Genomic DNA, 12,799 nt, shown 5'->3' on the forward strand with positions numbered 1-12,799 from the left:
TGCTCCCCGTGACCGTGTTGTCCCCGCCCCCGCCGGCCGGCGCGCCGCCGGTGCCGGCGCCCGCACCCGAGCCCAGGCCCGCCGCGGGGCCGCCGCGGGCCGAGCGCCCCGGCTTCGCCTTCGCCGGGGCCGCGCTGTGCGTGCTCGCCGCGCTGCTGCTCGGCTTCGCCGCCAACCTCACCATCGTCGGCCACCTCCAGCACGCGCGTGACCAGCAGACCGCGTACGACGAGTTCCGCCGTCAACTCGCCCTCGGAACCGCACCGGTGGGCCAGCGGGGGTACGACGGCAAGATGCTGGAGCCCGGCGCGCCCGTCGCCCTGCTGCGCATCCCGGCGCTGGGTCTGAAAGAGGTCGTGGGGGAGGGCACCACCTCCGGGGTACTGATGTCCGGCCCCGGCCACCGCCGGGACACCCCGCTGCCGGGACAGGCCGGCACCAGCGTGATCATGGGCCGGCAGTGGGGGTACGGCAGCCCCTTCAACGACGTGCACCAACTGCCCCTCGGCTCCGAGATCCGGCTGACGACCGGTCAGGGCACCGCCACCTACAAGGTCTCCTCCATCCGCCGCAAGGGCGACCCGCTGCCGCCCACGCTCAAGGAGGGCCAGGGCCGGCTCACGCTCATCACCGCCGACGGCGCGCCCTACACCCCCTCCGGCACCCTCCGCGTCGACGCGACCCTGGCCAGTGCCGTACAGCCCGCCCCGCCCCGCCCGCTGACGTTCGGCTGGATCGGCGAGTCCGAGCAGGCCCTGGGCACGGAGAACGCCGCCTGGCTCCCGGTCTTCCTCTGGTCGCAGGGGCTGCTCGGCGCGGCCCTGCTCACCATGGCCGCGTATCGCGTGTGGGGCCGCTGGCAGACCTGGATCGTCTGCGTGCCCGTGCTGACCGCCCTCGGCCTCGCCGTCTCCGGCGCCGCCACCCGCCTGCTGCCCAACCTGCTCTGACCGACGAGGAGTTCCACCATCATGTCCGACACGAACCCGACGCTCGTCGACGAGATCCTCGACCCGACGGTGAAGATGCGGAGCACCGAGGCGAGCAGGCCCGCCGTCTCCGGCGCCGGCCCCGGCGAGAGCAACCCGGCGACCCTGGAGGCCGACTCCATCTCGGCCTGGTTCGGCGACCACAAGGTCCTGGAGCACGTGTCGCTCACCATGCCCGCCCGCAAGGTCACCGCGCTCATCGGCCCGTCCGGCTGCGGCAAGTCCACGTTCCTGCGGATCCTCAACCGCATGCACGAACTGATCGGCTCCGCCTCCCTCGCGGGCCGGGTGCTGCTGGACGGCGAGGACATCTACGACCGCGGCCGCCGCATCACCCACGCCCGCCGCCAGATCGGCATGGTCTTCCAGAAGCCGAACCCCTTCCCGGCGATGTCCATCTACGACAACGTCACCGCAGGTCTGAAACTCGGCGGCATCAAGGCCGGCCGGGAGAACAAGGACTGGCTCGTCGAGGAGTGCCTGACGAAGGCGGGCCTGTGGAAAGAGGTCCGGGACCGGCTCAGGCAGCCCGGCGGCGCGCTCTCCGGCGGCCAGCAGCAGCGTCTGTGCATCGCGCGTTCCCTGGCCGTACGGCCGCGGGTCCTGCTCATGGACGAGCCGTGCTCGGCGCTGGACCCGACCTCGACGCGGCGCATCGAGGAGACGATCCACGAGCTGTCCGAAGAGGTCACCATCGTGATCGTCACCCACAACATGCAGCAGGCCGCCCGGGTCTCCGACCAGTGCGCGTTCTTCCTCGCCGAGCAGGGCACCCCCGGCGCCATCGTCGAACACGGCACCACGGACGCGATGTTCAACAACCCGCAGGACCCGCGTACGACGGACTACGTGAACGGACGCTTCGGATAGGACGACCGACCACACCAACGGAGGCGTCGGATGCCAGACACCCTCCGGGCGACGAGCGAGGGACGATCCCGCCGCGCGGCGGCCCGTACCGCGGCCTTCCTGGCCGCTGTCGCCTTCGTCGCCTCCGTCGCTCTCGCCGGCTGCGCCGTCCCCGGAGCGCCCGAGAAGACGTTGGCGGACCCACCCGCGTCCGTTCCGTCCGCCGAGCGGACTGCCCCGGACCCGGCCGGGCCCACCCCGCTCGCGACAGCGGCCCGCCCCGGCACGCCCGGACCCACTCCCACCCCACCGCCCCGCGACCCCGCTCCGCAGGCCTCGCCGTCCCCCAGCGCGCCCACCGTGTCACCGACGACGAAGCTCCCGGACCTGTCGCGCACACCACCCACGTCCCACTCGCCGCGCCCCGGCACCACGCCCGCGAAGCCGTCACCGAAGCCGTCGGCCAGGGCCGGTGCCGGTGCCGAGACGTTCGGTCGGCGTGGCCAGGACGGTTCGACCACCCTGCGCATCGGCTCCTGGTCGGCCCGGGTGGTACGCGGTGGGCAGGAGGCGGTGGACGCGTGCCGCGACGCCGTCCAGTGGACGGGGCCCGACCTGGGGACGGAGGACGGCTACGCGCTGCGTACCGCCGTCGTCGTCGGCCACGACTACTGCGGCTTCGAGCGGTTCGCCAAGCTGCCCGTGGGCACCGTCGTCACGGCCACGACGCCACGCGGCACGTTCGAGTACCGCGTGTACGCCCACTACGTCAGCCCCGGCCGCGGCACCCCGTCCCAGGGCCTGTACTGGGGCGACCTCACGCTCCAGTCCTGCGTCGGCCCGAACACGGGATTCAGCTACCTCATGCGCGTGTGAGGCGGCGCGACCGGAGCCCGACACGGGGTTCAGTTGCCTGAGGGGCGGGCTGAACCCCGTGTCCGGCCCATGCGCGGCATCCCGCCAATCGCAGTGATGGGGGCGCGGGACACCTGGCGGGCGGATGCGTCCAAGGGGGGGTGAGGAGCACATCCGCGCTTCCCTCCAGCGTGAGACGCGCGGGGACGGAGCAGGCAGCCGAGGAGCATGCGACAGCCCAACTCCCCGTGAATCGAGAGACGACCGAATCCAGGGGCGGTGCCGTGCAGACGCCCGCTCAGGGCGCGCTCGGCCACACCAGCGCCATGTACGCGCTCCAGTACGCCGAACCCAGCAGCGCCGTGGTCACGGCGAGGGCCCGGAAGCGGGGTGAGGCGCGGGACAGATGGAGGGCCAGCGGGAGCAGGAGCGGGAAGCCCGGCAGGAGGAAGCGGGCACGGGGGAAGTAGACGCCGCCGCTGCCCAGCACGATCAGCAGCAGGACGCCGGTGAAGACCAGCAGCGGGAGCGGCTGCCGGTCCAGGGCGCCCAGGGCGTGGAGGACCACGGACACGATCAGCGTGAGCGTCACCATCACCAGGAACAGCTCCGGCCTGGAGTCCTGCGTGAGGACCTCCCGCACACGGCGCAGGGTCTCCGCGCCGCCGTCCCAGTCGTTGTGCCACAGCCGCTGCACGGCGAAGTAGCCGTCCCATCGGCCCAGGCGCACGCCCACCCAGCCGACGTAGGCGAACCAGCCCGCCGGGGCGAGGGCCGCGGCCGCGAGGACGCGGGGCGAGAAGCGGTGCCGCAGGGAGAGCAGGGCCGTGACGGTGACCGCGGCCGCCGCCGCGATGCCCGTCGGGCGGGTCAGGCCCGACAACGACGCCAGGGTGCCCGCCCAGAGCCAGCGGCCGGTGAGCACCGCGTACAGCGACCAGGCGGCGAACGCCGTGAAGAGGGACTCCGTGTAACCCATCCACTGGACCAGGCCGACCGGGAGAGCCGCCCACAGGAACGTCAGCAGCAGGGCCACGCGCCGGCCGTGGAGATGGTGGCCGACGGCGAAGACCCCCCACGCGGCGAGGAAGGAGGCGACGATCGAGATCGCCAGGCCCGTCGTGGCGCGCGTACCCGGGGTCAGGACCGCGGCCGCCTTGACCAGGAACGGGTACAGCGGGAAGAACGCGAGGTTGTTCGCGTCGTACCGGGTGCCCAGATGATGGGTGTAGCCGTGCTGGGCGATGCCCAGGTACCAGTCCGCGTCCCACTGCGTGGCCAGGACGGGCCACACGCCGTGGTGTTGATGGTGCGCCCACAGGGTGAGGAGCAGCAGACTTACGAGGCGTACGGCCCCGTAGGCGAGCAGGGCGGGGGCCGCCCGGCGCAGCTGGGTGCGGAGGGAGCACAGGATGCCTGTGCTGCTGCTCGTCCCCGCACCCGTGCCCGTACTCGCGTCCGTGTTCGCGGGCGCGGGGAGTTCGCCGGGAGCGTTCCGGGGTGGGGAGGATGTCGGCCGGGAAGCGGTCGAGGACACGCGGCAGCTCCTGGGGCTCGGCGGTGCGCTACCGCCAACCGTTCCTCGGTCGGATGGTGGCGCACCGGAGCGCTGCGTCAACTGCCGGGCGTAAATCACCCGTACGTGGCTCGGCCCTGGACTTGGGCCCTCGCGGAGCCCCGGATCCGAGATGCGGGATCATGCGGGATCCGAGGCGCGGGATCAGATGCCGGCCGCCGCCGACAGGTCCCGCTTGATCCCCGCGAGCAGCTCGGCGGCCTTCGCGTGGGCGGTGGGCAGCTCGGTGTGCGAGCCGACCGGGACCACGACCTCGAGGTAGCACTTCAGCTTCGGCTCGGTGCCGCTCGGGCGGACGATGACGCGGGCGCCGTCCAGCGTGTAGCGCAGCCCGTCGGTCGGCGGAAGCGTGTCCGTGCCCTTCGTCAGGTCCTCGGACCTGGTGATGGACAGGCCCGCCAGCTCCGTCGGGGGCTGCTCGCGCAGCCGGCCCATCGCGTTCGCGATGACCGACAGGTCCTCCACGCGGACCGAGAGCTGGTCGGTGGCGTGCAGACCGTGCGCCACGGCGATGTCGTCGAGGAGGTCGAGGAGGTTGCGGCCCGCTTCCTTCAGCTCGGAGGCGAGCTCCGTGATGAGCAGGGCCGCTGTGATGCCGTCCTTGTCGCGTACGCCGTCCGGGTCGACGCAGTACCCGAGCGCCTCCTCGTAGCCGTAGCGCAGGCCCTCCACCCGGGCGATCCACTTGAAGCCGGTGAGGGTCTCCTCGTAGGGGAGGCCCGCCTTCCCGGCGATCCGGCCGAGGAGGGAGGAGGAGACGATCGACTCCGCGAAGGTGCCGCGCGCGCCGCGGTTCACCAGGTGCTGGGCGAGCAGCGCGCCGACCTCGTCGCCGCGCAGCATGCGCCAGTCGGCACCGTCCCTGACGGCCACCGCGCAGCGGTCCGCGTCCGGGTCGTTGGCGATGATCAGGTCGGGGCCGGTCTCGCGGGCCTTCGCGAAGGCCAGGTCCATCGCGCCGGGCTCTTCCGGGTTGGGGAAGGCGACGGTGGGAAAGTCGGGGTCCGCTTCCGCCTGCTCGGCGACGAGCACGGGCTCCGGGAAGCCGGCCCGGGCGAAGGCGGCGAGCAGGACGTCCTTGCCGACACCGTGCATCGCCGTGTAGACGGTGCGGGCGGTGCGGGGGGAGTCCTGGGCGAGGACGGCGTCCGTACGGGCCAGGTAGGCGTTCAGGACGCCCTCGTCGAGGGTCTCCCAGCCGGAGTCGGGGCGGGGGACGTCGGCGAGGCTGCCGACGGCGGCGATCTCGGCGGCGATCTCGGCGTCCGCCGGGGGGACGATCTGCGAACCGTCGCCCAGGTAGACCTTGTAGCCGTTGTCGCGGGGCGGGTTGTGGCTGGCGGTGACCTCCACGCCGGCCGCGGCGCCGAGATGCCGTATGGCGTACGCCAGGACGGGCGTGGGCAGGGGGCGGGGCAGGACGGCGGCGCGCAGGCCCGCGCCCGTCATCACCGCGGCGGTGTCGCGGGCGAAGTCGGCGGACTTGTGGCGGGCGTCGTAGCCGATGACGACGAGGCCGTCCGTCTCGCCCTGCTTCTTGAGGTACGCGGCCAGGCCGGCGGCGGCACGGATGACCACCGCGCGGTTCATGCGCATCGGGCCCGCGCCGAGTTCGCCCCGCAGGCCGGCGGTGCCGAACTGGAGGGTGCCGCTGAAGCGTGCGGTGAGCTCGGGGACGTCCTTGGCGGCGATGAGCTCGGCGAGCTCCTCGCGGGTGTCCGGGTCGGGGTCCTCGGCGAGCCACGCCTCGGCCCGTGCGATGAGTTCGTCCTGCACGTCGGGTGAACCTCTCTGTTTGTGCTGCCCTTGCTGTGTACCCGGCCAGGGGTGCGATGGTCGACCGCGGGCGGGTGGGGGCTGGTCGCGCGGTTCCCCGCGTCCCTGAGGCACGGGGCCGCGCCCCGGCGCCCAGGGGCCTGACGGCCTCGGCCTCGTACGCCGGACGAGCTGGAGGCTTTTAGGGGCGCGGGGAACTGCGCGACCGGCCCCCGCGGCCCCGCGGTCGACCATCGCACCCCAGGTCGAGGGTGGGGACCCCTACAGACGGTCCAGGACCTGGGTGAGGAGGGCGCCCATGCGGGTCGCGGAGTCGCGGCCGGCCTGGAGGACCTCCTCGTGGTTGAGGGGCTCGCCCGTCATACCGGCGGCGAGGTTGGTGACGAGGGAGATGCCGAGAACCTCCGCACCGGCCTCACGCGCGGCGATCGCTTCGAGAACCGTCGACATGCCGACGAGGTCCGCGCCGAGGACACGGGCCATCCGGATCTCGGCCGGCGTCTCGTAGTGCGGCCCGGTGAACTGCGCGTAGACGCCCTCCTCCAGGGTGGGGTCGACCTCCTTGCAGAGGGCGCGCAGCCGCGGCGAGTACAGGTCGGTGAGGTCGACGAAGTTCGCCCCGACGATCGGGGACGTCGCCGTCAGGTTGATGTGGTCGCTGATCAGCACCGGCTGGCCGGGGCGCATGTCCGCGCGCAGACCACCGCAGCCGTTGGTGAGCACGATGGTCTTGCAGCCCGCGGCGACGGCGGTACGCACGCCGTGCGCGACGGCGGCGACCCCGCGGCCCTCGTAGTAGTGGGTGCGGCCGAGGAAGACCAGGGCCCGCTTGTCACCGACCTTGTACGAGCGGATCTTGCCGCCGTGACCCTCGACCGCCGGCGGGGGGAACCCGGGCAGCTCGGTGACCTGGAACTCGGCCTCGGGGGTGCCGAGGGCGTCCACGGCCGGAGCCCAGCCGGAGCCCATCACGAGCGCGACGTCGTGGGTCTCGGCGCCCGTGAGCTCCCGCAGGCGGGTGGCGGCGGCGTCGGCGGCGGCGTGAGGGTCGCCCTGGATGTCGTCCGGAAGAAGAGATGCGTTCACGCGCATGAGGGTAGCTGGTCCAGGCCTACGCGCGTAGATGACAGAGGTCACGGTCTTGCGATCGTTGTCTTGTCGTTTCCAACGAAGGGGTGGGAACGGGGTGGACCGGCGTTTCCCACGACAGGCGTCGTCGGCGGGGTCGCCCGGGGCGCGGAAAGGCCCCTCAGCAGGGACGCTTGCGCAGTTCCATCACGTAGTCGTGGGGCGCGCCCGCCGACTCCGCCGCGTCGGCGATCTCACCGAGGTAGCGCGCGGAGGGGAGTCCGCCCTCGTACCCGTTCAGTACGTACACCCACGCGGGTTCCTCGCCCTCCAGCGTGTGCACCCGTACGCGCATCCGGCGATATATGTCGAGGCCCACGCCCTCCCAGCGGTCCATGGAGTCCTCGTCCAGGGGGGCGATTTCGTACAGCGCCACGAAGACCTGCGACCGAGGGGCCTCGACGAGGGTCGCCAGCGCGCCTTCCCAGCCCATGTGCTCGCCCCCGAACGTCAGCCGCCAGCCGTTCAGCCAGCCCGTGGCGCGCAGCGGCGAGTGCGGGGCGCGGCGCGTCATGAGCCGCGGGTCGAGATTGCCGGCGTACGCGGCGTAGAGCGACATGAGGTCGAGGGTACGGCAGGGAACACAGGAGCCTCTTGCGTAACAGAACGCAGCAGCGCATAACGGATGAGCGCATAACGGAAGGGGCTCGGATGCGGGCGGGCGCGGCCCCCGGGCGGAAGCATCTTGAAGCGTGCGGGACAATGGAGTACGTGACTCGGATCGTGATCATCGGTGGCGGACCCGGCGGATATGAGGCGGCACTGGTTGCCGCCCAGCTCGGCGCGGAGGTGACCGTCGTCGACTGCGACGGTCTGGGCGGGGCGTCGGTGCTCACCGACTGCGTGCCGTCGAAGACCCTTATCGCGACGGCCGAGGTGATGACCACCTTCGACTCGTCGTACGAGGAGCTGGGGATCATCGTCGCCGACGACACCCCTCCCGCGGAGCAGGCGGCCCGGGTCGTCGGCGTCGACCTCGGGAAGGTCAACCGGCGTGTGAAGCGGCTGGCGCTCGCGCAGTCGCACGACATCACGGCCTCCGTGACGCGGGCCGGCGCGCGGGTGCTGCGCGGGCGTGGGCGACTGGAGGGCATGCAGTCCCTGGACGGCTCGCGCAAGGTCGTCGTACGGGCCGCGGACGGGACCGAGGAGACGCTCGTCGCCGACGCGGTGCTGATCGCCACCGGCGGTCATCCGCGTGAGCTGCCCGACGCGCAGCCGGACGGCGAGCGGATTCTGAACTGGACGCAGGTCTACGACCTCGACGAGCTCCCCGAGGAGCTCATCGTCGTCGGTTCCGGTGTCACCGGCGCCGAGTTCGCCGGTGCCTACCAGGCGCTCGGGTCGCGCGTCACGCTCGTCTCCAGCCGCGACCGCGTGCTGCCGGGCGAGGACCCGGACGCCGCCGCCGTGCTGGAGGACGTGTTCCGGCGCCGTGGCATGAACGTCATGGCCCGCTCCCGTGCCGAGTCCGTCAAGCGGGTCGGCGACCGGGTCGAGGTCACGCTCTCCGACGGCCGGGTCATCAGCGGCTCGCACTGTCTGATGGCCGTCGGCGCCATCCCGAACAGCAGCGGAATGGGTCTGGAGGAGGCCGGGGTCAGGGTCAGGGACTCCGGGCACATCTGGACCGACAAGGTCTCCAGGACCACCGCCCCGGGTGTGTACGCCGCCGGTGACGTGACGGGCGTCTTCGCCCTCGCCTCCGTCGCGGCGATGCAGGGACGTATCGCCATGTACCACTTCCTGGGCGACGCGGTCGCTCCGCTGAACCTGAAGACCGTCTCGTCCAACGTCTTCACCGACCCCGAGATCGCCACCGTCGGCTACTCGCAGGCCGACGTGGACGCGGGCAAGATCGACGCCCGGGTCGTCAAGCTGCCCCTGCTGCGCAACCCGCGCGCCAAGATGCAGGGCATCCGGGACGGCTTCGTCAAGATCTTCTGCCGCCCCGGCACCGGGATCATCGTCGGTGGCGTGGTCGTCGCGCCGCGCGCCTCGGAACTGATCCATCCCATCTCGATCGCGGTCGACAACAATCTGACGGTCGAACAGATCGCGAACGCGTTCACCGTGTATCCCTCCCTTTCGGGCTCGATCGCCGAGGTCGCACGGCAGTTGCACACCCGCAAGGCGGGCGACGGAGGCTGACGTCCCACCCCGACTTCCCGCTGGTCACGGGGAGTTGTCGACCATTCGTACGGCATAGGCGGCGCGAGTAGGCGCTTATACCACTTCGCGTACTGCCATGCGAACAACTTCTGTTATTCGGCGCAAACTGCTGAAAGCAGACGGTCGTTGGGGTTACTGTCAGTTTCGTGTTCGCTGCAGAACGTCGCCAATTGATCCTCGAAATGGTGCGAGCGAACGGGGCCGTGTCGCTCCGTGAGCTCGCCCGCGTCGTCCAGACCTCCGAAGTGACCGTACGGCGGGACGTGCGCGCACTGGAGGCAGAAGGACTCCTCGACCGCCGGCATGGCGGTGCGGTATTGCCGGGCGGGTTCACGCGGGAGTCCGGCTTTCCGCAGAAATCGCATCTCGCGACCGCCGAGAAGACGGCCATCGCCGATCTCGCCGCGGGTCTCGTCGAAGAGGGCGAGGCCATCGTGGTGGGCGCGGGCACCACGACGCAGGAGCTGGCGCGCCGGCTCGCGCGGGTGCCCGGGCTGACCGTCGTCACCAACTCCCTGCTGGTGGCGCAGGCGCTGGCCCATGCCAACCGCGTCGAGGTCGTGATGACCGGCGGCACCCTGCGCGGTTCCAACTACGCCCTGGTCGGCAGCGGCGCCGAGCAGTCCCTCCAGGGGCTGCGGGTCTCGCGGGCCTTCCTCTCCGGCAGTGGGCTCACCGCCGAGCGCGGGCTGTCCACCTCCAACATGCTGTCGGCGTCCGTCGACCGCGCGCTGGTGCAGGCCGCCGCGGAGGTCGTCGTCCTCGCCGACCACACCAAGCTCGGCACCGACACGATGTTCCAGACGGTACCGACCGATCTGATCACCCGCCTGGTCACGGACGAGCCGCCGGCGCACGACGACCGCGCGGTCACCGAACTGCAGGCCCTGGCGGACCAGGGCGTACAGATCGCGGTGGCCGGGCAGTCGGGCGGCGCCGCGGGAGGGGATACGGTCCCGGCGGGGCGCCAGCCGCGCCGGGACATGCCTCTCCCCGGTCCGCGCCGCGGCCAGGTGCCGGGTGCGGGACCGCAGTTGCGCAGCGCTACCGTCCTGGGCGAGCAGTCCCCGGGAGAGCGGGCGCGAGTGGCGGATTTGCGCCGCCGCTGACCGATTCGACCGGCGTGCCCCGCCATGGGCCGTATGGCGTACGCCGGGCACCCTCCACCCGGCCGTCCACCCGGCCGCGCTTCGGGGAAGCGGCTTGGCTCACGGCGTACGGGTGCGGTTTGTCCGCATGCGTCCCGGCTTGCGACGGCTCCTCGTCCACCCGCAACCTGTCCCTGACACGGCGACGGGAGGCGGTGACGCACAGGTGAACGACGGATCGCGTCGTTCGCACCGGCGACGGATGCGGTACGTCGTCCTGGGGAGTCGGCCCGCTCACGGGTCCGCCCGCGGGGTGAAGGCGGTGGCACGTGCCCGTACGGCGGGGGCGGTGATCCGCCGTGCCGCGGAGCGCGACGCCGTGCCGGTGAACCAGGGGCTGCGGGTGGCCGCGGCGTACGCATGGCGGCTGCTGGTGCTCGGGTTGGTCGTGTACGTGGCCTTCAAGATCCTGGGCCGGTTGCAACTGGTCGCCGTGGCGCTGTTCCTCGCGCTGGTGGTGACCTCGGTGCTGCGTCCTCTGGCCGATCTGCTGGCGCGGCGCATGCCCCGGTCCCTGGCCGTCGTGGTGAGCGTGGTGGGCAGTCTGGTGCTGATGCTCGGGCTGCTGGCGCTGGTCGGCAGCCTGGTCGCGGGCGAGTCGGACCAGTTGGGGCAGCAGTTCGCCGGGGGCGTCGGGCGGATCCAGCGGTGGCTGGAGGGTCCTCCCTTCCGTGTCCGCCACACCGTGCTGTCGAACTTTCAGGGCAAGGTGAGGACGTACCTCTCGGAGCACCGCTCCACGCTGATCAGCAGTGTGCTCAGCGGTGCCGGTCGGGCGGTGGAGGTGCTGACCGGAGCGGTGCTCGCGCTGTTCTGCTCGCTGTTCTTCATCCACTCCGGGGACGGGTTCTGGTACTGGTTCCAGGGCCTGCTGCCCGAGAGCGCCAGGGATCCCTGGGGTCGCGCGGGACGGGCCGCGTGGCGGACGTTCGCCGGGTACACCCGCGGCATCATCATCGTGGCCGCCACCAACGCCGTACTGGTCGGGATCGCCCTGTTCGCGCTGCGTGTGCCGCTGGCCCTGCCGCTGACCCTGCTGGAGTTCTTCGCCGCGTTCATCCCGCTGGTGGGCTCGCCCATCGCGCTGGCCGTGGCCACGGTCGTCGCGCTGGCCTCACGGGGGCCGGTCATCGCGCTCGTGGTGCTCGCCATGATCGTGGTCGTCGGTCAGATCGAGGGCCATGTCCTGCACCCGCTCGTGCTGAGCTGGGCGGTCCGGCTGCACCCGGTGGTCGTGGCCCTGTCCGTCATCTCGGGCGGCATCCTCGCCGGTGTGATCGGCGCGGTCGTCGCCGTCCCGATGGTGTCGGTCGCCTGGTCCGTGATCAGCGAGATCCGAACCCACCCCGACCCGGCCCATCCCGGCCGCTCACCCGGCTGAGGCGACGGACGACGCCGAAGCGCCCGGCGGACCGATTGCTCGGTTCGGCGGGCGCTTCGGATGTCGTACGACCGGGTCGTCAGTCCTTGATCTCACAGATCGCGGCGCCGGACGTGATGGACGCGCCGACCTCCGCGCTCAGGCCCTTGATGGTGCCGGAGCGGTGGGCGTTGAGGGGCTGTTCCATCTTCATGGCCTCCAGGACGACGACGAGGTCGCCCTCCTTGACCTCCTGGCCCTCCTCGACCGCGACCTTGACGATCGTGCCCTGCATCGGCGAGGCGAGCGTGTCGCCGGAGGCGACCGGGCCGGACTTCTTGGCCGCGCGGCGCTTGGGCTTGGCGCCGGCGGCGAGGCCGGTGCGGGCCAGGGACATGCCCAGCGAGGAGGGCAGCGAGACCTCCAGGCGCTTGCCGCCGACCTCGACGACCACCGTCTCGCGGCCCGGCTCCTCGTCGGTCTCCGTGTCCGCGGGAGCCGTGAAGGCGGGGATCTCGTTGGCGAACTCGGTCTCGATCCAGCGGGTGTGGACCGTGAACGGGTCGGCGGAGCCGGTCAGTTCGGGGGCGAAGGCCGGGTCCTGGACCACCGCGCGGTGGAACGGGATGGCGGTCGCCATGCCCTCGACCTGGAACTCCTCGAGGGCGCGGGCGGCGCGCTGGAGCGCCTGCTCACGGGTGGCGCCGGTGACGATCAGTTTGGCGAGCAGGGAGTCCCAGGCCGGGCCGATGACACTGCCGGACTCGACGCCCGCGTCCAGACGCACGCCCGGACCCGACGGCGGGGCGAACAGCGTCACCGTGCCGGGGGCGGGCAGGAAGTTGCGTCCCGGGTCTTCGCCGTTGATGCGGAACTCGAAGGAGTGGCCGCGCAGGACGGGGTCGCCGTAGCCGAGTTCCTCGCCGTCGGCGATGCGGAACATCTC

Annotated in this window: 11 protein-coding genes; 6 read left to right on the forward strand and 5 right to left on the reverse strand. The window is 72.0% G+C overall.

Going from position 1 to position 12,799, the window contains the following annotated elements; translation table 11 throughout:
- The first annotated feature begins 8 nt into the window (after nt 1–8).
- From ACZ69M_RS18225 to ACZ69M_RS18235, 3 genes are all read left to right on the forward strand, one after another.
- Nucleotides 9–950 (forward strand): sortase, encoded by a 942-nt coding sequence (locus ACZ69M_RS18225; protein ID WP_470050920.1) that lies wholly within the window; start codon nt 9–11, stop codon nt 948–950.
- A 75-nt stretch (nt 951–1,025) separates the two neighbouring features.
- Nucleotides 1,026–1,859 carry a phosphate ABC transporter ATP-binding protein PstB gene (gene pstB / locus ACZ69M_RS18230; RefSeq protein WP_470050985.1) on the forward strand — a complete coding sequence of 278 codons (834 nt, stop codon included), beginning with the start codon at nt 1,026–1,028 and terminating at the stop codon, nt 1,857–1,859.
- 30 nt (nt 1,860–1,889) lie between these two features.
- The gene (locus ACZ69M_RS18235) at nt 1,890–2,714 is read left to right on the forward strand and encodes a hypothetical protein (RefSeq protein ID WP_470050922.1); all 825 of its coding nucleotides are present in this window, start codon (nt 1,890–1,892) and stop codon (nt 2,712–2,714) included.
- Nucleotides 2,715–2,991: 277 nt separating this feature from the next.
- Here the strand turns inward: ACZ69M_RS18235 and ACZ69M_RS18240 are convergent, their stop codons facing one another.
- The 4 genes from ACZ69M_RS18240 to ACZ69M_RS18255 form a co-directional block, all read right to left on the reverse strand.
- Nucleotides 2,992–4,230 carry a hypothetical protein gene (locus tag ACZ69M_RS18240; protein WP_470050924.1) on the reverse strand — a complete coding sequence of 413 codons (1,239 nt, stop codon included), beginning with the start codon at nt 4,228–4,230 and terminating at the stop codon, nt 2,992–2,994.
- 183 nt (nt 4,231–4,413) lie between these two features.
- A complete protein-coding gene (locus ACZ69M_RS18245; RefSeq protein ID WP_470050926.1) occupies nt 4,414–6,045 on the reverse strand; it encodes a phospho-sugar mutase in 1,632 nt (543 codons plus the stop codon).
- 261 nt (nt 6,046–6,306) lie between these two features.
- Nucleotides 6,307–7,131, reverse strand: coding sequence for a purine-nucleoside phosphorylase (locus ACZ69M_RS18250; RefSeq protein ID WP_060896436.1), 825 nt, complete (start codon nt 7,129–7,131; stop codon nt 6,307–6,309).
- Between the two features lie 163 nt (nt 7,132–7,294).
- Nucleotides 7,295–7,732, reverse strand: coding sequence for a gamma-glutamylcyclotransferase family protein (locus ACZ69M_RS18255; RefSeq protein ID WP_470050928.1), 438 nt, complete (start codon nt 7,730–7,732; stop codon nt 7,295–7,297).
- A 143-nt stretch (nt 7,733–7,875) separates the two neighbouring features.
- On the opposite strand from ACZ69M_RS18255, the gene ACZ69M_RS18260 reads away from it, so the two are divergent.
- The 3 genes from ACZ69M_RS18260 to ACZ69M_RS18270 all read left to right on the forward strand — a co-directional run bounded on the left by ACZ69M_RS18260 (nt 7,876) and on the right by ACZ69M_RS18270 (nt 11,874).
- The gene (locus ACZ69M_RS18260) at nt 7,876–9,324 is read left to right on the forward strand and encodes an NAD(P)H-quinone dehydrogenase (RefSeq protein ID WP_352049168.1); all 1,449 of its coding nucleotides are present in this window, start codon (nt 7,876–7,878) and stop codon (nt 9,322–9,324) included.
- 167 nt (nt 9,325–9,491) lie between these two features.
- Nucleotides 9,492–10,454: a DeoR/GlpR family DNA-binding transcription regulator gene (locus ACZ69M_RS18265; RefSeq protein WP_355490446.1), complete on the forward strand. Its 963-nt coding sequence runs from the start codon at nt 9,492–9,494 to the stop codon at nt 10,452–10,454.
- A gap of 301 nt (nt 10,455–10,755) precedes the next feature.
- Complete coding sequence (locus tag ACZ69M_RS18270) at nt 10,756–11,874, forward strand: AI-2E family transporter (protein WP_470050931.1); 1,119 nt, start codon at nt 10,756–10,758, stop codon at nt 11,872–11,874.
- Between the two features lie 79 nt (nt 11,875–11,953).
- Here the strand turns inward: ACZ69M_RS18270 and ACZ69M_RS18275 are convergent.
- Nucleotides 11,954–12,799: acyl-CoA carboxylase biotin carboxyl carrier protein subunit (locus ACZ69M_RS18275; protein WP_470050933.1), on the reverse strand; the 846-nt coding region annotated here is incomplete at its 5' end.

Source organism: Streptomyces sp. NPDC107454, assembly GCF_055582885.1.